The 22,151-nt window shown below is 36.4% G+C and carries 17 protein-coding genes; 4 read left to right on the plus strand and 13 right to left on the minus strand.

The genetic code is table 11. The features are described from left to right. Positions 1-46: 46 nt before the first annotated feature. Together rimM and G5B32_RS13015 are read right to left on the minus strand one after the other, a co-directional pair. Complete coding sequence (rimM, locus tag G5B32_RS13010; RefSeq protein ID WP_165291963.1) at positions 47-571, minus strand: ribosome maturation factor RimM; 525 nt, start codon at positions 569-571, stop codon at positions 47-49. A gap of 111 nt (positions 572-682) precedes the next feature. Next, positions 683-1,207: a 30S ribosomal protein S16 gene (locus G5B32_RS13015; RefSeq protein WP_165291964.1), complete on the minus strand. Its 525-nt coding sequence runs from the start codon at positions 1,205-1,207 to the stop codon at positions 683-685. Positions 1,208-1,378: 171 nt separating this feature from the next. On the opposite strand from G5B32_RS13015, the gene G5B32_RS13020 reads away from it, so the two are divergent. Both G5B32_RS13020 and G5B32_RS13025 read left to right on the plus strand, forming a co-directional pair. Then, positions 1,379-4,720, plus strand: a complete 3,342-nt coding sequence (locus tag G5B32_RS13020; protein WP_165291965.1) for a UvrD-helicase domain-containing protein — start codon at positions 1,379-1,381, stop codon at positions 4,718-4,720. 15 nt (positions 4,721-4,735) lie between these two features. After that, positions 4,736-7,624, plus strand: coding sequence for a PD-(D/E)XK nuclease family protein (locus G5B32_RS13025; protein ID WP_165291966.1), 2,889 nt, complete (start codon positions 4,736-4,738; stop codon positions 7,622-7,624). A 37-nt stretch (positions 7,625-7,661) separates the two neighbouring features. Here G5B32_RS13025 and G5B32_RS13030 read toward each other — a convergent pair whose 3' ends face one another. The 7 genes from G5B32_RS13030 to G5B32_RS13060 form a co-directional block, all read right to left on the minus strand. Next, positions 7,662-8,528: a cupin-like domain-containing protein gene (locus G5B32_RS13030; protein WP_165291967.1), complete on the minus strand. Its 867-nt coding sequence runs from the start codon at positions 8,526-8,528 to the stop codon at positions 7,662-7,664. Positions 8,529-8,685: 157 nt separating this feature from the next. Further along, positions 8,686-9,711 (minus strand): gliding motility protein GldN, encoded by a 1,026-nt coding sequence (locus G5B32_RS13035; protein WP_165291968.1) that lies wholly within the window; start codon positions 9,709-9,711, stop codon positions 8,686-8,688. Positions 9,712-9,726: 15 nt separating this feature from the next. Beyond that, positions 9,727-11,250, minus strand: a complete 1,524-nt coding sequence (gene gldM, locus G5B32_RS13040; RefSeq protein ID WP_165291969.1) for a gliding motility protein GldM — start codon at positions 11,248-11,250, stop codon at positions 9,727-9,729. 44 nt (positions 11,251-11,294) lie between these two features. After that, positions 11,295-11,939 (minus strand): gliding motility protein GldL, encoded by a 645-nt coding sequence (gene gldL, locus G5B32_RS13045; RefSeq protein ID WP_165291970.1) that lies wholly within the window; start codon positions 11,937-11,939, stop codon positions 11,295-11,297. Between the two features lie 59 nt (positions 11,940-11,998). Continuing rightward, positions 11,999-13,300 carry an SUMF1/EgtB/PvdO family nonheme iron enzyme gene (locus tag G5B32_RS13050; RefSeq protein WP_165291971.1) on the minus strand — a complete coding sequence of 434 codons (1,302 nt, stop codon included), beginning with the start codon at positions 13,298-13,300 and terminating at the stop codon, positions 11,999-12,001. Positions 13,301-13,493: 193 nt separating this feature from the next. Further along, entirely contained in the window at positions 13,494-14,261 is a 768-nt protein-coding gene (locus G5B32_RS13055; protein ID WP_165291972.1) for a uroporphyrinogen-III synthase, read from the minus strand. Between the two features lie 10 nt (positions 14,262-14,271). After that, on the minus strand, positions 14,272-15,003 hold the full coding sequence (locus G5B32_RS13060) for a DUF4271 domain-containing protein (protein ID WP_165291973.1): 732 nt from the start codon (positions 15,001-15,003) through the stop codon (positions 14,272-14,274). 291 nt (positions 15,004-15,294) lie between these two features. On the opposite strand from G5B32_RS13060, the gene G5B32_RS13065 reads away from it, so the two are divergent. Continuing rightward, positions 15,295-15,861, plus strand: a complete 567-nt coding sequence (locus G5B32_RS13065; protein ID WP_165291974.1) for a DNA-3-methyladenine glycosylase I — start codon at positions 15,295-15,297, stop codon at positions 15,859-15,861. On the opposite strand, the gene hpt is transcribed toward G5B32_RS13065, so the two are convergent. The 3 genes from hpt to G5B32_RS13080 form a co-directional block, all read right to left on the minus strand. Further along, complete coding sequence (hpt, locus tag G5B32_RS13070; RefSeq protein ID WP_165291975.1) at positions 15,858-16,403, minus strand: hypoxanthine phosphoribosyltransferase; 546 nt, start codon at positions 16,401-16,403, stop codon at positions 15,858-15,860. The two genes, G5B32_RS13065 and hpt, sit on opposite strands and share 4 nt — an antisense overlap. After that, positions 16,390-18,438, minus strand: a complete 2,049-nt coding sequence (locus G5B32_RS13075) for a transglycosylase domain-containing protein (RefSeq protein ID WP_165291976.1) — start codon at positions 18,436-18,438, stop codon at positions 16,390-16,392. Before G5B32_RS13075 ends, hpt begins: the two co-directional genes overlap by 14 nt. A gap of 125 nt (positions 18,439-18,563) precedes the next feature. Further along, positions 18,564-19,358 (minus strand): DUF3575 domain-containing protein, encoded by a 795-nt coding sequence (locus G5B32_RS13080; RefSeq protein ID WP_165291977.1) that lies wholly within the window; start codon positions 19,356-19,358, stop codon positions 18,564-18,566. Positions 19,359-19,538: 180 nt separating this feature from the next. Between G5B32_RS13080 and G5B32_RS13085 the strand changes: the two genes are divergently transcribed. Further along, positions 19,539-20,600 (plus strand): Mrp/NBP35 family ATP-binding protein, encoded by a 1,062-nt coding sequence (locus G5B32_RS13085; RefSeq protein WP_165291978.1) that lies wholly within the window; start codon positions 19,539-19,541, stop codon positions 20,598-20,600. A 47-nt stretch (positions 20,601-20,647) separates the two neighbouring features. On the opposite strand, the gene G5B32_RS13090 is transcribed toward G5B32_RS13085, so the two are convergent. After that, positions 20,648-22,147: a RagB/SusD family nutrient uptake outer membrane protein gene (locus tag G5B32_RS13090; RefSeq protein WP_165291979.1), complete on the minus strand. Its 1,500-nt coding sequence runs from the start codon at positions 22,145-22,147 to the stop codon at positions 20,648-20,650. Between the last annotated feature and the right edge of the window lie 4 nt (positions 22,148-22,151).

Here is a 22,151-nt window from a genome sequence, read left to right on the forward strand (position 1 = left end):
CGAATTGAAAAATCTCAATTCGCTTTCGTATTTCTTATGAATATTTTTACTCTTTATACAAATCCACTAATCCTTCTGGCAAGTTCACCTCAATTATTTCCTCCTCAGCATCAATACCTAAGATTAAATCTTCCGAAAGTGGAAACATCAAGTCTTTACCGTCCATATCTACAGTAGCGATAAACTGCTGTGGCATTTCATGTACCTCAATGATTTCACCTAATTCACCATGCTCTTCGTCAATAACTAGGAAACCGACCAAATCAGTCCATCTAAAATCATCAGGATCACGTTCTGGCATCTTATCATTAGGAAGGTACACCTTACGACGCACCAACGCTTGCGCTTTGTCGATATGATCTACATCTTCAAAAGTCGCATACGCCGTACTGTTCTTTTGTAATTTGATTGTATCTACAAAATAAGGTACTAATTTCTTGTTGACTTCAAGAAAAATCACATCCAAATCCAATTCATTGTAATCCTCAAACTCAAAAAACAATTGCACTTCTCCCTTTAGACCACGTGTCTTAGATACATATCCGATGTAAAAACTTTCCTCTATTGTCATATTTGAAATTAAAAAGGCAAAATTAAAAAATAAAAACTACAGCACCTTCATTTACATAAAAAAAGCCGATTCAAAATCGAATCGGCTTTTCTTGAATACTGTATGAAAGAATTAACCTTCAGCTTCTTCAGTGTTTTCAGTAGCTTCCGCTTCTTCAGCTGGTGCTTCTTCAGCAACAGGAGCATTTTTAGCAGCGATAGCAGCAGCTTTAGCAGCTTTTTTAGCAGCTTCAGCAGCCAAAGCAGCTTTTTTAGCTTCTTCTTTCGTGTTAGCTAAACCGTCTTTTTTACCTGCAATTTTTGCTTCGTTAGCAGCAGTCCAAGCAGCAAATTTTTCTTCTAAAGCAGCTTCATCAAAAGCACCTTTTTTCAAACCACCTTGCAAGTGTTTTTTGTATAATACACCTTTGTAAGAAAGGATAGCACGAGCTGTGTCTGTAGGTTGCGCACCTTTGTTCACCCAGTCCAAAGCTTTGTCAAAATCCAAAACGATAGTCGCTGGATTTGTGTTTGGATTGTAAGAACCGATACGGTCGATGAATTTACCATCACGTGGAGCACGTGAATCTGCTACTACTAGGTGGTAAAAAGGACGTCCTTTTTTACCATGTCTTTGCAATCTGATTTTAGTTGCCATGTTTTGTTATTATTTATGTATTCAACATATCCCCCGTACTTCGTGTAAGAGGGGACGCAAAGATAAAAAGTTTTTTTCAAACTAAAAAGCTTTAAATGAGCTCACTCTACAATCCGCTTGATATAACAGCTTTTTTAACGTATTTTCATTCTTCCAAATCGTATTTCGAAAATGACGCATGTTGCTCCGTTGAAAATTCTTAAAGCTTCCGCAGGTTCAGGTAAAACTTTTAGCCTGACCTTACATTATATCACCTTACTCTTGAATAATGAAAATAGTTACAGAGAAATTCTTGCTGTAACCTTTACTAATAAGGCCACAGCCGAAATGAAAGAGCGTATTCTTTCTGTATTGCAAGGACTGGCGACTGGAAATGTATCCGATAACATTGAAAGTTTTAGAAAACTACTTATAAATCAAAATCCGAATTGGTCTGCTGCACTTATACAAGAGAAAGCCCATCGTGTGTATCGTAAGATCCTGCATGATTATAGTCATTTTACGATTAGCACCATTGATGGTTTTTCGCAAAAAGTCATTCGTTCGTTTACGTATGAACTTAATCTGGATGCAGCCTATAAGATTGAAATGAATACAAACAAGGTCAAAACGGATTTGACCATGATGCTTAATCAATTGTTGGACGAAAAACCAGAATTACTGGATTGGATTATTGCCTACGCAGAGAAGAAAATCAACAACAACGAGAATTGGAATTACCGCAATCAATTGAGTCAGTTAGCTGGATTGATTTTCACAGAAAATTTCCAGGAGTTTGATGGAGCCTTGGCTTCGGCAGATACAAATCAGATATTCAATCTACTCAATAAAGATATTTTCGAGAAGACGCAATCGTATCTTGAAAGCTTAAGTCTTGCGATTCAATCTTTTCAGGAGACATTCAAAGCCTTGCAGGTGGATGTCAATGAAATGAAAGGGAAATCTAGAAATCCTTTAGTTTCTGCCAACAAAATTACGCCACAAGTTCAGAAATTATCTTTATCTGGCCTTATAGAGTTACTCGGAAAATATACCAAACTCATCGATAATGAAGAAGCTTATACCGATAAAGACAAAAATCTCCGTTACGATTTAATTGAAGGTTTCAGACCGGTATTGAGCCAGTTTGTGACCTTAGAACAACTATTGCCGACCTATATTGCTTATCAATCCGTACAAAGCAACCTTTATTATCTTCGCTTGCTGAAAGAAATGTCAGATTTGCTTAGCACTTGGCGTAAAGAAAATAGTGCTCAATTGATTTCGGATTCGCAGATATTACTGAATAAATTAGGCTTAGATGCGCACAATGACCCAACCTTTATCTGGGAAAAGATTGGCAATCGCTATAATTATTTCTTATTTGACGAATTTCAAGATACTTCACGTATTCAATGGAAAAATTACAGCCCAATCTTACTTAATGCTCTGAGTAATACCGAAGGGGTGCAGCACGAACATTTGATTGTTGGAGATGTAAAACAAAGTATTTACCGTTGGCGCAATGGTGATTGGCGCATTCTTTTGCAACAGGTCGAAGAACAAGTTGCACAAAATTTTCACTTAGATACAGAAGGTAAAAACCATTTTATTGATAACGGTATTCTAGAAACGAATTTCAGAAGTCTACCAAATATCATTCGCTTTAACAATTACCTGTATCAAGCAATTCCGGCACACATGCAAAATGTGCTAAATGACACCGCAAAAAATGAACTTTCGGAAGAAGGATTGCGCTGGTGGAAAAATGCGCAAAATGACAGTATGCTTGTCCGAGCTTATGAAAACTCTGCACAAGAAATTCCAGAAAAAAAATTAAATAACCCGGATAAACAGGGATCTATCGAAATAGAATATATAAAAGTAGAAGATAGCCGATGGCGTGCAAATCAAGCACAAGAGGAGTCTACACGCAAACTTTGCGAAAAAATTGGTGAATGGATTTCTACGGGAAGGTATGAAGCTAAACAAATCGGTATTTTAGTGCGTAGCAACAGACAAGCTGTAGAAATCATTCAAAAGCTGATGGAATATAAAAATGCTACGGGATTACATTTTGATGTGATTTCGGGAGATGCACTTTCGCTAGTTTCAAATGATGCTATAAATCTTTTGGTAGAATCTCTAAAAGCCTTTGTTTATACTAGTGACAAACATGTAATTCACCATGCTCGCATGGCCTATCTTTATCAGATTATAACTAAGCAAAAATCGTTTGAGCCAGAAGCGTGGTTGCATTTCAAAGAAAATAACATTGAAAAACTCCAAAGTCTTCTTCCAGATAGATTAATTATCGACTGGGATGTATGGCAAAAATTACCTTTGGTTCATTTGGTTGAAAAACTCATAGAAATCTATGGCTTTACTTCGGATAACAATGTGCATTTGCCTTACATTTTAACTTTCAAAGATATTGTGGGCAATTTCACCGCAAGTGGAGAACGGGGAATCAATCAATTTTTAGAATTTTGGGAAGAAGATGGCAACAAAGCTGTATTGCCATCCAGTGGAAAAGTAAATGCTATTGAAGTCACCACGATTCACAAGTCCAAAGGTTTAGCTTATGATGTCGTCATGATTCCTTTCTGTTCATGGACATTAGATGGAATGACAAATGGTGATTTTTGGATTAATACCGAAAACACTCCTTTTGGACAGTTGGGCAGAATTCCAATTAAGTACACTTCTTCGGTCGGAAAATCTATATTCTATCAGCAGTATTTCGAGGAAAAATTGTTTAATTATATGGATGCGCTGAATACCCTGTATGTCGCTACTACTCGTACCAAAGAGCATATCTACATCACAGCACCTGCTTTTGCAACAGACAAGAAGTCTGGAGAATTAAAAATTTGCAATGATTTGATTTCGGATGTCATCTACCAAGTGTTGGATCATCCTAATGCACCTTTTCCTTTGGAAGAAGAAAAAGTCCAAATAGACCATATTATACCAAAAGAAGATAGCAATGATTCCGACACTCCATGCCATATTGCATTAGAACGTTATCCTATTTCGGTCGCAATGGAAAAAGCATTAGAGAAAAACAGCACCCGAACAATAAATACTATTTTGATGCTCGAAAAAGCATCGCAATATGGAATTTTGGCACACGAGGTTATGGCGGAAGCATCCAAAGAATCCGATATCCATAAAATCATTGCACGCTATATTGACGAAGGAATTTTAGCCGTTGAAAACAAAGATCTCTTAGAAAAGGAAATCTACCAAATATGGCATCATCCACAGATTAATCAATGGCTTTCTGGAGATTATAAGATCTGGAATGAATCAGCTATCATAACCGCGGATGGACGAACACTCCGTCCTGATAAAGTATTTACCAAAGAGGATGAGACCATCATTTTGGATTTTAAATTCACCGGAGACAATTACATTGAACACAAAACTCAAGTAGATCAGTATATGAAAGCTCTACAAAATCTAGGATATCAGAATATACGAGGCTTTTTATTCTATGCCAAGGTGAATGAATTAGTAGAGGTGAAATAGATTAAGAGAGTCGACATGAACACATCATTTTTAGCATTAGTAGCACAAGATATAAAACAACGATTCGGAACAGATCTGTCCGAGATTGCGATTGTTTTCAACAATAAACGTCCTATCACCTATCTCAAGAAACATCTTGCGGATACGTACGGACATGCCATTTGGTCGCCACAATTTTATACCATACAAGAATTTTTTAGTTTGGCATCAGATGCGGAGCAAGTAAGCCAATTGACACAATTCTTCTATCTGTATGAACTTCACAACGAGTTATTAGCCAAAGAAGGACACGAACAAGAAACACTTGAAGAATTTTATCCGATTGCAGAAATTATATTGAGCGATTTTGGGCAGTTGGATTATGACTTGGTCAATATCGAAGATATTTACATGGAACTGTACGATACGAGCAAAATAGATGTCGAGTTCCAGCATTTGACAAAAGAACAACAGGATTTTATTCGTCAATTTTGGCAATCTTTCAGTATCGCAGGGCATACAGGTATTCAAGAGCGATTCTTGAAACTGTGGAAAAGACTGCCTGTTTTGTATCGTGCTTTCAAACAAAAGTTAGCCGAACAAAAACAAACAAATTATCCAACCATTTATCGTCAATTAGCAGATGGAGAATTGGATAGTACTGCATTGGTACAACCTTTCAAAAAAATCCTATTTGTAGGATTCAATGCGCTAAATAATGCTGAAGCAAAGCTTTTCAAACAATGGCAGGAACAAGAAAAAGCGTTATTTTACTTTGATGCGGACGCCTATTATTTGGAGGACAAACAGCAAGAAGCAGGGTTATTTATTCGAAGAAATATTTTCCAAACAGAACTGCAAAATGCCTTAGGCGAAGTGCCAAATATTATTGGTTCACGTAAAGATAACATTCATTTGTATGCCTCTACGGGAAAAGTTAGTCAAACAAAATTGCTACATGACGTCTTAGTAGAGAATGAGAAAGAAGGAAAATCTTCGGCTATTTTATTGGCTGATGAATCCTTATTGGTTCCTTTACTGCAAAGTCTTCCCAATATCAAAGTCAACATTACGACTGGTTTTCCTTTGACACAGTCGCCTATATTTGGAATTTTGGATTTGTGGATGCGTGTTCATGAACAAATTTCACATCTTAAGAAAACTAAAATAACCTATCAAGATGTAGAAACATTTCTGAATAATCCGCTGACAAAAATCTCCTTTAAAGAAAAATCAACACTTCAAAAGTTTATCGGGGATAAACAGCTTTTTGAGATTAATCTTGAAGATATTTGCGTCCAAACTTCCGTTCTGCCACACTTTTTCAGACCGTTAAATTCTTCCAAAGAAGTTATCCCAACATTAATTCATCTTTTAGATGAATTGCTGATTTCTTTGGCGCAAGACACACAAATCAAACAAATTGATGCCAACATGTTGATTGAAACCAAGAAAGTGCTCAATCAATTACATTTAGGATTTGAAAAAATACCACAATTGAGTATTATTTTCCAAATTGGCCTCATACGAAAAGCCATTGCACCGATCAACTCCGCAATTGAAGGTGATCCATTGGATGGATTGCAAATCATGGGATTGTTGGAAAGTCGATGTTTGAATTTTGACAACATATACATTTTAGGTGCTAATGAAGGTATTTTACCGAAAACATCTAGCGCTGCGACTTTTCTTCCAAACACGTTGCGTAGAGCGTATGGTTTACCAATTCTAGAGAACCAAGATGGACTTTCAGCGTACTTATTCTACCGTCATCTCCAATACAGTACAGGAATACATGTGTTTTATAACAGCATTGTGGATGAAAGTAGCACAGGCGAAGAAAGCCGCTTTGTCCGGCAGTTGGAATTTGAAAGCAATTTCAATTTCATCAAACAACAACAGCAACAACCTATTCTTTTCCCACCCAAAGAAGAAGAACTCATTATTCCTAAAAATGGCGAAGTTTGGGATTATATGCGTGCTAAATACCTTGATGGTAAAGCCAAAATTTCGGCAACAGCTTTGACTACTTATCTGCTATCGCCTTTGCAATTCTTCTTTAAACATGTGGCTGAAATAAAAGAACCTCCACGTATCTCTCAGGAATTTGAAATGAACGTTTTGGGTACTGTCATTCACAATGTGATGGAAACCATTTTAAAGCCCTATAAAGGGTTGGAAGAGTTTACTTCCACCAAAGTGCTGCGGGAGAAAGTGGAAGAAGTAGATGCGCTTATTATTCTTGAAATCGGAAGACAGTACGGGATAGAGACGAAAGAACTTAAAGAATTAAACAGCTTGCAACGTATTATGCACAAGATTGCATCCGAGTATGTCAAAATGTATTTGGAATACGATGCCGAATACTACCAGTCTTTCCGCATTATCGAGCTGGAGAACGATGAAGATTATGTCCTAGATTTTCCAATTTTGGTTAATGGTAAAGAAGAAACCGTTCAAATCTACGGGATAATTGACCGTGTAGACGAAGTTGTAACCGACTTAGGAGAAGTCAAAAAACGCATTGTAGACTACAAAACTGGTGCTGACGCTGTTAAATTCAGCTCTATAGAAAAGGTTTTTGCCGCTAATACAGAGAATAAAGCTTTAGTTCAAACGCTATTTTACGCCTATGTATTTGAACAAAAAACGGGTATTCAAAACTTAGAACCAAATTTATATGTAGCGCGAAAAATGCGCGAAGAAGGAACTCTTTTCTATGGCAGCCGAGGAGCTTTGATGGAAGGTGATTTCTTAGCTGCACAAAAGGATGAATTCGTAAACTTCCTACGAGCGACTTTAGAGGAAATATTTAATCCAGAGGTTCCTTTTAAACATAATCCTGAAGCACATATTTATGATTCGGATCCGTACACTTTGTTTTATAGGAATGCTATAAAACAAGAGGATGAGGTCTCAGAGTAAACATAAAAGGGTCGAATTTAAATTCGACCCTTTTATGTTATTTATATCTTTTCATTGCTTTACCAGCACGTTTTTTTGCGGTTTCAATTTTATAATTGAACCATTTATCTTTAAAAATTTTACGCATGGTATCATCAAAATGACGCGTTACAAATAGATTTCGAGCGCCTTTCAATTTTTCTCCTAAAGAATTGGCTAATGCGCGCACCGAAATAGAATATCCTTCTGTTTCGTATTGGATATAATGCCACCATCCTGCTGGCATATAACAGGTCTCACCGGGACCAATTACCGCTTCAAAACCATCCAAATATTTCAATGCAGGATATTCCTCTACACTACTTGTTTTTAGATTAGCTATACTGTGGAAGTTGTAAGGTAATTTGTACATCAAATCAGATTGATCATTCGGGAATAACCAAATACGTTTGTAACCTTGAAATTGGGATATGAAAACGTGTGACATATCAATGTCAAAGTGATTACGCGTTGCAGATCCTTCACCTCCAAAAAACATATAAGGCAGTCCTTGCAATACTTTGCCACCAGTGACATCATTGTAAATAACATCCTTTTTAAGTTCAGGACGAATTTTCAACAAATTAAACAAGAACAAGCGTAATTCTGTAGGTTCAGAGCTGATTTTATCTAAGTATTGACCAAAGCTCATTTTACCCACTGGAGGACTTGCAGCATAACTTTGTCCTTCTTCTTCCTTACCGTAGACATCAATCATCACATCTCCCGCTATTTCCTTGAAATAGTCGTAGCTCCATTTTGTCCAGCAAGCACTATCCTTACTAATAAAATCTTTCAAGATAACTGGCTGACTTTTGTTAAGATAATCTCTAACAAAATCTTTTGGAGAAATTCCCGAAATGCTATCAACAGGTTTTAGTTTCACAAGCTTTTAGTTTTTTACTAAGTAAATACAAACATAAAAAAAAATATTCCTACATTTTTAACTCTTTCCATATTTTATAACTATACGCAATAGACACAAAATACAGTGACCAAATTTGTAGAAATATTCTTTATTTTCTAGTGATATAAATCACTAATTAATAAGACCATAGGTCCTGCTCATAATCCATGAGCGCTTTTTTAATACGTTCTGATTCTAATAATCTATCTAAATCATCTTTGATATAATCTTTGATACGTAGATCTTCAGAATTGGATTGTTTAATAATATAACTTGAAAAAAGTCGCTTAATAAACACGTCATCATAGCTCAGTCCTGTAGCATCGCTATTTCGATTGACGACTTCTTTATTCACAAACACATGGCGTGCTTCTGGAAAATAAATCCAAAATGCCGGTGTTGCATCAACCTGTGGTCCCAAATTAGAAAATACGGGAGAAGCAGTCACTGCAGGTTGTGCGGGAGTTGTAGGCTGTGTTTCCTCTTGTACAGCGAATGGATCGAAAGGATCCACGTTGCTTGCAGGAGGCGTTACAGTGGATACTTCTCCAAAAACATCAGCACCAGGAATTTGAGGAGTGATTAGCGGCGCGATTCCAATGATTCTTGGCTCAAAAACTGCCCGCTGCTTATCAAAAATCCAATCTTCTTTGATTCTAAATTTGATAACACTCTCTCCGCTCCAATCTCTTTTTTCATAATGCGAACCGATGACCTCGTTGTTTTCATTATATTGTTCGACCAAGACGCTATCTCCGCCTAAGCGAGCCATTACCTGATCAATTGGCAAAACATTCTTGAAACTATCGCCATTAGGATCATTCTTTGTTGGTGTAGGGTCATACGCCGTCAGTTCACCTTTCTGAATAGCATCCACAATGATATCCATCAATCGCGCTTTAGGAGAAGCAAAGGCTTGATTCATCTTATCGCGCAAGTCAATCTCACGCCATACTCGCTTACTGAAAGCTACATCAGTCTGACGAATAGGCGCATATGGAATAACCTTTCTATTTTCCACATCTGATTTCACGACATAACCGTCTACTGGTGGTTCTTTCTCATACACTGGCTTTGAACTATTGGATAGATTTTCCACCTGCGCACTTACCACATGAGTGATTCCTAGACCAATAATTAGAGTTAATATTTTCTTATTCATAGAATATAAATTCTATTAGTTTGTTACTTGAAATGTTATAGCGTTTAGATTTTGTGCTACACCATCCGGACCTACACCCACAATATCGTAAATCATGACCACCGAACCAGCTGTTATACCTGATAAAGCAGTTTTCATCTGACCACTAAAACTATTTCCTGAAGCCGCATATGGACCAATAGGGTCTACCCTAGGCTTGCTTATATACATATTAAATTTAGTCACTTGGAATTTGGCATCAAAATCAAAATTCTCTAAAGATGCCGACACCACGGACTGTCCTCTCAACTGTGCTGCCGAAATACGTCCTCCATCTTTACCTCCAACCTTTGCTGTGGGCTTAGGAATACGTTTAACACGGAATTTTGAAGCTCCTAAATTTTGAGTCTTGCCATCTATCGTCGCGCTTACATTTAATGTTACCTCTCCTGGACTTGTAACGCGTGCTGAATATTTACCCCCACCTCTTGATGTCAAGCTTACACCAGAACCCGATAGTTTTAAAGATTCAGCTGGCACTCCAGGGGCTGAAATGGATAAAGGATTGTCCACCCCAATATACATTACATTCATAGCGTCCGGAGATACCACTGCTGATGGTTGTGAAACCTGAAATGTCATTGGCTCCGTTTCATACACTTTCACAGTTCCGTCTGTTTGCTGTACTGAGATAGAACCTTTCCACGTATGCGTACCCACACCAGGTGTATACGAGTAAGTGCCCTGACCATCAGAAACTGGAATAGCGCTGCCATTGACAGTAATTTTTGGATTTGATTTAGAATCATAAGCTGTTAAGAATACTTTAGCGGTATAAGGTTGACCCGCAATCAAATAAGAGGTGGGAGCTACAGCTACCGCAGCAAACTTATCCAAGTTAACCACCGCTTGATCCATTTTACCGAAAATATGTTTTACTACCGCCGATTCAGCATTTTTAGCATCCGCGTTGATTTTTTCTAAAGCAGTGATTGCCGCTGTCAATGGAATTCCATCGCCAAAATTAGACTCTTCCCAAGATTTTTTGATTCCGCCACGAGGAGCTGGATCATCAGCAGCCAAAGAAAAACTAACTTCATTATTTGTTAATTTTTTAAGTTCAGCAGCAGTTTGATTAATCAAATCACGAAGCTGTTTACCTCTTTTTTCATTGATCATCAATCGAGCTGAGATATCCGTGCTACTTCTGAATTTAACATCACCAGTTTCTTCATCTACTCCACCACCTTCAGCAGAAAGAAGTTTATTATATTCTGCAACTTGTGTAGTAAGTTTTGCAACTAAAGCCTGAGCTTGCTCCGCCTTCTGCAAAATAGGCTGTGCACGTTCAGGATTCTCTTTCAGTTTGGTCTCTCTAAAAGCGAGAAACATATTATCAATCCCTGTTTGCGTATTTTGAGTGGAAGTATTTAAACTATTTCCTAAATTTTTAAATGCATCTAAAATGGAATCACTTACATTCAATGCTACTAAACCCAGTAACACTAAATAAAGTATTCCTATCATCCGTTGTCTCGGAGTTTCTTTGTGTCCTGCCATTTCTTGTAATTTACCTACTTTTTATGTCCTAGATTTCACTACAATTATGCGCGGTTATTTATATTCATCGCAGACAACATATTACCATACACGGCATTAAGTGATGACAAGTTTTTGTTAAATGCTGAAACTTGTTCTTTAAATTGTTGCATATCTGCAGAAGCCTCATTGAAGGTCTGTAAATCAGCAGCAGCGCGTTCGAAAGCATGACTCAACTGCGAAGCACCTGTAGAAGCTGCGTTCAACTTATCCGCAAACTGGTTAGTAGCAACAGCTGTATCCGCTACTTTGGAAATAGCAGCAACCTTATCACTGAATGTACGTAAACCATCTCCCAAGTTTCCAATTAAATGCTCATCAATCTTAGCATCTTGTAAAAGTTTATCTAAAGCAGCTGTATTGCCTACTGCCACGGGTTGCGCATTTGCTGGAGCAACACTTCGTGTTGGTAATTCGCCCGAAAAATCTTCATCTAGTTCAGGATATACGCGCGTCCAATCCACGTCTTTCTCTGAAGCCATAAATCCCATAATAAAGAATAATAAAGCCTCAACAGCTAATCCAATTCCGATCATCCATTCTCCACCTTTGAAATGAAGAATTTTAAACATTAATCCAATAATAACAACAGTCGCACCCCAATTGATTAATGTATTAATACCGAAACCAAATTTTTTCTTCTTTGCCATATTTATTTAAGTCTATAAGGTTAGTTAATAGTATTTAAGTTATAATTTTAGTTTATTTTTTATCTTAAAGAAGATCCCGCTACTCGAGTTACCGATCTGAATCCTATGTAAGATTTCGCTGTGTCCTGATATTCATACTGTCTAGTTCCATTTTGAAGGAAGAATCCTACATCTTTCCAAGAACCTCCACGTATAACTTTACGCTTCATTGTTTCTGAATCTCCATCCTTAGCAGAATAATTGTAAGTTGGATTTATATCATGCACATAAGAATAGGCTGATTCATCATAAGAAGATTGTGTCCATTCTGAAACGTTGCCCGACATATTGTATAATCCATAATCATTGGGAAAATAAGAATAAACTGGCGCCGTATAAGCGTATCCATCATCCATATAGTTTCCTCTCCCTGGTTTAAAATTAGCCATAAGACAACCACGAGCATTTCGCGCTGTTGGTCCTCCCCATGGAAACTGAGAGCCTACTCGACCTCCACGAGCAGCATATTCCCATTCTGCTTCTGTAGGCAACTGATAATCAAAACGCTGAGGTCTTTTGTTTTTTGCAGCTTGGTTATTATATAATTGCGTACGCCATGCGTTGAATGCTTGAGCTTGCTTCCAACTCACTCCCACCACTGGATATTCATCATATGAAGGATGAGAAAAATATCCTTTTACTAAAGGTTCATTAGCTGCATAATGAAAATCGGACATCCAAACTGTAGTATCTGGATATATGCCTATTTTTTCGCGATAAATAAAATCAGATCGCTTTTTATTCATATCATTTTTATGGCGAATAGCATTTTCTAAATCGTACCATTCATAATGATAATGGATCAATCGCACATCCATTTCATTTTTACCAAACACTTTATCCTCTCCCTGATAATACATGCTTTCCAGTCGAGTTTTCACATTCGGATCGGTAGAGCGCCAAGGTGATTGTCTTCTTACTTTCTCCCAATCAATATATTTTGAATTGCTTTGAGTTTGACTTTGCAAAAAATAGGACGGATCACCTAAATAATCGGTAACCATAATAGAATCACGCACCCAATAGACAAATTGTCGGTATTCGCTATTCGATATCTCGGAGTCATCAATATAAAAAGGCGCAATGGTAACTTGGCGGTTTTGAGCAGTTTGGGCAAATGTAATATCTTCATCTGACTGTCCCATAATAAATGTACCTCCCGGGACCAAAACCATGCCATATGGTGTTTTACTAGTTTTAAGTTTATCTAATCGTACACCTATTAATTCTCCATTTTTTGTGGATGTCTTACATCCAATACTCAGTACAATTAGTAGCAGCCCGCAAAGATATTTTAAAAATCTTAAATGATTTATAATCATAAGTTTATAGCAAAATAGGTTAGTCCAATAGGATTACTCCTGTCGGAATGCTTATAAAAATAAGGTAATTATAGCATTTAATAAAGTATAATTAAAATAATTTCTGAAACTTGTATTAATAATCGGTATAAAATGCAAAGAGGTCAGTATTTATTTCATACTGACCTCTTTTATAATACATTAAAATATTTTTTTATTTGTTTACCAACTTAATGTACTGTTCTACTGCCATAGTCATGCTAGGAGCTGTAGGCGTTGGTGCTGGAATATCAAGAATTAATCCCTTATCAAGCAAAGCTTGCTGTGTGGTTGCACCAAATGCGGCAATACGTGTATTATTCTGAACAAAATCTGGGAAGTTTTCATACAAAGACTGTACACTAGAAGGACTAAAGAATACAATCACGTCGTAAAACACATCTTTCAGATCTGTAATATCGGTAATTACGGTTTTGAACAATACCGCTGGTGTAAAGTTATAACCATTCTCTTGTAACCATTTTTGTGTCTCTTCATTTGCGACATCCGAACAAGGGAATAAGAATTTCTCTTTACTGTGTTTCTTTAAGACCTCTTCCAAATCCTTAGCAGTCTGCTTTCCAAAGAAAATCTTACGCTTACGGTATTGAATATATTTTTGTAGATAAAGTGCAATAGCCTCAGAGATACAGAAATATTTCATCTCAGCCGAAACCTCAAAACGCATTTCCTCACACACTCTAAAGAAATGATCTACAGCATTTTTACTGGTAAAGATCACAGCTGTGTGTTCAGCAAAATTTATTCTTTCCTTTCTAATCTCTTTTGCAGGTACTCCCTCCACATGTATAAAACCACGAAAATCCAATTTCAAGTTGTACTTTTCCGCTAACGCGAAATAAGGTGACTTGTCGTTTTCTGGTCTTGGCAACGTAACTAAGATGCTTTTCACTTTCTTAGCTCTAGCAACATCAATCTGCATAAATTCTTATTTAATTGTTTAGTGATTTCACTAATATCAAAATCGGTGCTATTTCTAGAGCACAAAGATAAAGAATTAAATAAAAGATTGAAAACTTTAGATTACCTAATAAACTAAATGCAGTACGGATAATACGGTAAGAAAACAGCAAAATAGCAGCTACAACTAGTGTAAGAGCAATATTATCTAAATAATTTATTGGCATAAAAATAGCCAAAATTAAAAGTGGAATGAGAATAAGCATGCTGTTGAAATAAACCACATACAATACTGTAATATAATTCCGAGCAATTCTCTCCGCTTCAAATATTATAGAAATAATTCGAATAAGTAGTAATTTAGCTACAAATAGAACACCAATTATAACCGACAAACGAGTGAAATTTTTAACTGTTAGGAACAAAAAGTCTTCCTTCGCACTAAAATAATAAACCACAAATAAGCCTAGTGAAAAGCTAAAAATGATATACAAAAATATATAAGGCCAGGAAGTTAATACGTTATCTTCCTTACTAATCTGCGCTAACACCCTTTCATTGAAATATCCATAAATGATATTTAAAAATGTAGAATAAAAGAAAATCCGAACTAAGCCCAAACTCACCAATATCAATAATAGAGAAGTTATAAGCCAAGTCGGCCGATTCCATTTTTCGTAGGTCGGTGATAGATTTCTCTCTTTTTTGAGTTTGTCCATTTTGGCGAACCAGGCTCGCAAATCGGTATATTCTATTTCGATCATCCGCAATAGACTATCCTGAATAGGATTTATCTTCACTTTTTGATTTTGATCTAAAAAAATATAATTAAACCTAACTGTATCCGTTTGTACCTGAGTAGCCGAATCATTAGGAAGAATAACTTCTTGACTTATAGAAAGAGTATCTGCAGAATTCGCTTTTGACAAGAACGGACATAGCAAACACAAAAACAACAAAATATGTTGCTTATTTTTTATAATTTGCCTTAAAAAGTCATTTCCTAACATACGATGTCAAAGGTATGATTTTGTACTAAATATTTAAACACAATTATGGCAACAACTGTACAACGCTGCCCCTGGTGTGGTGAAGATCCGTTATACACCCAATATCACGACGAAGAATGGGGAAAACAGGTAAAAGATGATAAGACTTTATTCGAATTTTTAATATTAGAATCAGCGCAAGCCGGATTGAGCTGGATAACGATTCTGCGAAGAAGGGATGGCTACAGAAAATTGTTTGCGGATTTCGATGTCGAAAAAGTAGCACAGTTCACATCTGAAGATATTGACAGAATTGTCTTGGATCCCGCTATCATCAGACATAAAGGAAAAATAGAAGCTGCTGTTTCTAATGCTAACATTTTCATTATGATACAGAGAGAATTTGGTTCATTTTACAATTATTTGTACCAATTTCTTCCTAACCAACAGCCAATTTTGAATAACATCAAAACCATGAAAGATGTAGCTCCTGAATCTGATGAATCAAAACTCATTGCAAAGGATTTGAAAAAACGTGGAGTTAAATTCTTTGGAAGTACAATATGCTATGCATATATGCAAGCCGTTGGGATGGTTAACGATCATTTAATAAATTGTGACTTTAGGGATTAATTTCCTAAAGTCACTTCTTTATAAATATCTTTTAGATTTCGGAAAAGACCATTGTAATCCAAACCGTAACCAATTACAAATTCTTTCTCAATTTCAAAACCTACATATTCTATATTATCAAAGTCATGTTGCAAACAAGAAGGCTTTAATAATAAGGTACATACTGAAATATTTCTAGCTCCTTCCCTTTCTAAAGCATTAATAGTATATTTTAAAGAATTGCCACTATCCACGACATCTTCCACTATGATGATATCTCTGTCTTTCAAGTCTAATCCCACACCTATTAATTGGGAAATATGGCCTTGTTCTGTTCCAGAATATGATGCTACTTTAACAAAGCTCATTTCGCTATCAATGGTGATTTCTTTCATCAAATCCGCCATAAACATGAAACATCCATTCAGCACGCCGATGAATACAGGCTTTTTATCTTCATATTTCAAGCTAATATCTACACCGATAAGACGTATTCGCTTCTTTATTTGCTCGTAGCTGATGAAAGGCTCAAATCGCAAATCATCTATTTCAATTGTTTTCATGTTTTTCCCCAATTAATTTATCTAATATAGATTTGCGGACATTTTCTTCTGCTTCCAACTCTCTAATTATCAACTCATGCTCCCCCAACACGTCAAAAGTAGAATCACGAACAATAGGCGCTTTGGGACGTAATGCGGGTTGCAAAATTACTTCATAAAATCCATAATTTTCAGGAACAGCCACATTATTTAATTCACCCAGCTTACGCATAATAGATCCATAAGTATTGAAGTGACGTTGCACCCACCCTTTAAGATGACCTGTATATTCAAAAGAAGAAACCCCAGTTTTTGGTCGAGGAATGATACTTGACAAAAATAAACTTTCACCCAGATTCAATTCTTCTGGCTTTTTCTTAAAATAATAATCCGCGGCTTCAGTTATCCCGTAAACATTCTTACCCCACTCAATGACATTGAGATATATTTCAAACAAACGATCTTTGCTCACACGTCCTGAAGCTTCCATCAGCCAGACTAACAATATCTCTTCGAACTTACGGTTCAAAGTTTTCTTTCTATTCAGAAAAACATTTTTGACCAATTGCATAGAAATAGTACTTGCTCCACGCTTGAATTTCTTTTCTTTGACATTGGTCGCTATAGACAATTTGAAAGCTTCCTCTTCGAAACCATTGTGTTTATAAAAGAAAGGATCTTCTGTATTTCGCACGGTAGTTTTCAGGACATAGGGAATTTGATCTAATTTTCTGAAATTGGGATTTTCAGGACCGACAACAAATCTTTTCACGAGCACAGTATCGTCATAAGCATCATACACAAATGAGGAATTGAGCGAATCAATATTAGCCCCTCCCCAAGAAATCAATTTTAGATCTTCATCATCAATTTTGGAAGAGAAAGTAAGATCATCAGGTTTATCGAGATTAATAGAAAAATCCAAATCATAAGCGATACTTCCTTCCACTTTGACACCTTCTACATTTTGAAACAACCCTTTTGGCAAGGCATCAAAAAAATCTTGTGCCTGAAACATTCCTGTATGTATTGCCAAATCGATCTGTTTGGAAGGTTTCAAAGTCAGTTTCGCTTGTGGGGAGATAGAAAAATCCTTTACCCGCAAAGTAGAATATTCGCGCAGAGCGATATAGTTTTCAGCAAACTGTATGCCTCCTTCCATCTCTGCCTGAGGCAAAATTATGGTAGAATCGGACAAGCGACGATGATAAACTTTTAGATTCTCATAAGCAAAGACACCATCCACCTCCAAAAGATTCTTTTTGATTTTGGTAATATCTTGTAAATCGAATATTAACTTATCAAAACTGATGGCTAAACCATATTTGCTACGCAGAAATGGTAATTCCACATCTGGCTCTTTGGATGATACTTCCAAACGCATACGCTGCGCACCTGCGTCCACCTTACCCGAAAGTATCCATTCCGCTTCATGGTCATTCAACAATACCGATGATTCAAATCGACCAGAATTCATTATAGCTTGAGGAATATGAATATGCTGGGTGAATTTATCGTCAGAATATGATAAATTGAAATTTTTCAAATCCATATCATCTGGAACTATTGCAAAAAACTGCTTACTTAATCTTTCAGCCAAATCTGCAAAACCTTTTGATTCGGATTTCACCGCCTCTGAATTGTCCTGACGTTTCTTAAATAAAAAATCATAATTACTTAGCGAGTCTTTTTTGACAAAAGACACTCCTCCATTTTCTACGCCAATGGCACCAATCTCCACATCACCAATCAACAAGGGCAATACACGTACAGAAACCGAAAAAGTTTCCATGGATGCAAGGGTATCTCTATCCTGAGGTATAACCAATAAATTTTTGAACTCAACAGTCGTTAATCCTTTGAAATAATATTTATCTACGCTAAAGTTAATGTCATAGTCCTGTTTCAATTTATTCTGAACTTTGACCATCGCTTTATCCAAGAAACCTTGTCGTTTGGACATGGCGACAGCAAAACCAATTCCTATGATGAGCAACACGGACACCCCTACAATCAAAAACCACTTATTACGTCTTTTCGAAAAGAAATTACTCATGAATTTTCGCATTTAAAATCTTGAATAAAAATAGAGTTTTATTATGGAATACTTCTATAACAAAAACAAAAAAAGGCTATACTTTCAAGAAGTATAACCTTTCCTAACTAAATTATATTCGTATTCTAGAATTTATAAGCAATTGATAAACCACTACGGATACTTGCCCACGGACTTTTATTCAACGTGATGTCTGCTCCATTGCCATGAACTGTATAATCCATTTTGAATTTCAAAGGCAAATCATTCAAACTTTCTTTTAGCTCACCTAATTGCTCTCTCAAACCTGCTTGTTCATCCGCATTCAAAGTCATTTTACCAGATAGACTTCCTTTTGATGTTCCATAGCCAGGACCAATAATTCTCCAATCCAAAAAGATATTATTTTTCAATTTAAAATTAATACCAGCAGAAATACCAGCAGTAAAAGTTGTCAAATCTCCTTTCAAACTAATCGTTTCTTCTCTATCATAAACTAATTGTCCTTGGTAATCAACTGATACATCATAAGTGTAAGGAGCAGAATAGTTCAATTTTGCATATTTTACATAAGGAGCAAGATAAAATCCTTGACCATAACCTTTTTTAGAAAGGTAATATTTTAGCTCTGGAATTATAGCAGTACTTGATGACTTCATTCCATCCAATAGAGAATTGATCTCACTATCATCCACAATATCCATAATGGATGATTTGAATGGTAGACTATTTTCTGGACGCAAATTCACCGCAGCACCAACAGCGAATCTCTTGTTCAAAACGCGTTCGTATTCTACTGAAATTTTTCCTCCTACTAATGTTAAGAGATTTAATTTTACAAAGTTAGGCTTTTCAAGAGCATCTTCAGTATTACTGATCTCTTGCGCCTTAACTCCTGTCCAAGAAAGGAGAAAAGCAAAGGCTAATAAAATGTTTTTCATAAGGTACTTAAAGGTATGATATTATTTAAGCCCAAAAATAAGGATTCTGGGACAATCTTGACGAAAAAGAAATTACCACATGTTTAAAATACCCAAACATCGGTACAAAATAATCAAACACAGAAATGACAGGATTGTTTCCCTTAATTATTAGCTTTGTGCAAATTGAAATTGCATATTATGAATATTACGCAAGAACAAGTATTACATGCATTAAGTCATGTAGAAGAACCTGATCTAAAGAAGGATTTGGTGACACTTCACATGATTCAAAATATTGAAATTCTTCCCAATAAAGTAAAATTTGATGTTGTTTTAACGACACCGGCCTGCCCTTTAAAGGGTCATATAGAACATGCCTGCCGTAATGCTATTGCTCTATTTATTAGTAAAGACGTTGAAGTCGAAATCAATATGACTTCTCGAGTAACAAGCGTCGATCCAAATCAATTAAAAGGCATTAAAAATATTATTCTCGTTTCATCTGGTAAAGGTGGAGTAGGAAAATCGACGGTAGCAAGCAATCTTGCTTTAGCTTTAGCGAGTAAAGGCGCCAAGACAGGTTTATTAGATGCTGATATTTATGGTCCTTCTTTGCCGATTATGTTTGGTCTTGAAGGTGCTAAACCTATGGCTTCCCAACTGCCTGATGGTTCTACGAAAATTGAACCTATTGAAAAATTTGGCTTGAAATTGCTTTCTATTGGTTTCTTTACGGATCCGAATCAACCTATTCCATGGAGAGGTCCGATGGCAACATCGGCTATTAAGCAATTATTCAACGATGCGGACTGGGGAGAATTAGATTATCTTGTGGTTGATATGCCTCCAGGCACGGGTGACATCCATATTACCGTTGCACAGACTTATCCTATTTCAGGAGCAGTGATTGTAACTACACCTCAAAATGTAGCTCTAGCTGATGCTATTAAAGGGATCGGTATGTACAAAATGGAAGGAATTAATGTACCAATATTGGGTATTGTTGAAAATATGGCCTATTTCACTCCTGCCGAATTACCAAACAATAAATATTACATCTTTGGAAAAGATGGTGGAAAGCGTTTAGCAGAGGAAAACCAAATTGCTTTCTTAGGCGAAGTTCCATTGGTAAAATCCGTAGCTGACGCAGGAGACAATGGGTTTCCTATTATCCTAGACGCTGACGACAGCGTGGGAGAAGCTTATAAATCCATTGCAGGAAGAGTTGCTCAGGAACTGAGTATTTTGGCGAATAGGTAAACAACAAAAGGCTTCCAAAATTGGAAGCCTTTTATGTTCTGGGATTCTTAATTAATGTTAGGATTATTTAAAATTTCATTCTGAGGTATTGAGAAAGTTAGCTTTTGTGAATTAAAAGGAATAACTTCTCCCGCATTAAACAAGTGATTTGACGGCACTGTTACTGTTTTTTTGTTACGTTTGTTGTACAAGTACACTTTACCTTCTCCCCACAATTCTACGCGAGTTTGAAAATATATCTCCTCTTTTAAATTTGAACCTGTCAATGAAGATAAATAAGAAATATTATCTTTTCTAATCTTGACTAACTTTTCTAGCGTGCTTTTGGCAGCTCCATCCTGTCCTAAATTAGCATTAGCTTCCGCATTCAAAAGATAAAATTCATCTACGCGCATATATAATAAATCGGTAGTAACAGGTAGTTGCCCATCCCATACACGAGCAGGATCAAACAATTTATATATTGGCAATAGGGCTGTAGGATGAAATTGCTTTTTTCGGATATCATCTGTAGGAATAGCATCATACAACTCTTGACTGATTATCTTAGCATCACCAGATGATGCATAGCTATAGGTATAGTAATCCATATGACCCCACCACGAATCTAGCGCAACGCCACTTTCGGCAGTTAAATCTGTTCCCCACATCCAGCTCGGAGTAGCCAAATTATTAAAACCAGATTCAGGATTTGTAACAACACTACCATTCATTATGGCTGCGGTTTCACTCTTAGTGGTTAAGGGATGCCCACTATTATTAATGATATCATTAGTCAATGTCACCACTTCCTGCCAGTCTGCTTGTGTACCTCTTGCCATTAAAGCATAGCTTAATAATCCTTTAGCTACATATTTATTTACCTGTGACTTTGACGTTCTTGAAAAATTTTCCAAATCACTTATTGCTGCTTTTAGATCTTCAACAATAAAATCATAAACATCCTTTGAAGTTGAAAGGGGCATATCGGCATCAGTCAAGCTCTTATAAATAGGAATCAAAGGCTCATTACCTGTTCCATACCCTTCTTTTCCATATAGCTGGGCAAGATAAAAATAGCAATAAGCACGCATAGCTTTTGCTTGTCCCATAATAAACTTAGCATCATCTGTAGTTAAGTCTGCATCATTTCCTCCCAGTGCGTCAATAACTGAATTAGCACTCATAATAACTCTATAATAATAGCGCCAAGGAATATAACCTCCATTACTAGTAAAATCTACCGTGGACTGAAATCTTGATATTGCGACAAACCATCCGTAATTATTCCCTTCCATCACCATATCTGTAGATAACAAATCCATATTAATGTCTTGAGCTTTTTGTCCAAAATCATCATCACCCGTAGTTCCTCCAGTCTCTGGTTGAAACATTAGAGCATATAGTCCGGAAATATTACCACCTAATAAACTTGGATCCTTATCCACAGCGTTAGCTAAGTCCTTTTCAGAAATTACATCTGTTGGAGATTTCTCTAAGAAGCTCTTGCTACATGCTGTAACAATAAAAGCTGATAGAATTAATATATTTAATACTTTCTTTTTCATGTTA

Source organism: Sphingobacterium sp. SGL-16 (assembly GCF_011043515.1).
Lineage (GTDB): Bacteria > Bacteroidota > Bacteroidia > Sphingobacteriales > Sphingobacteriaceae > Sphingobacterium > Sphingobacterium litopenaei.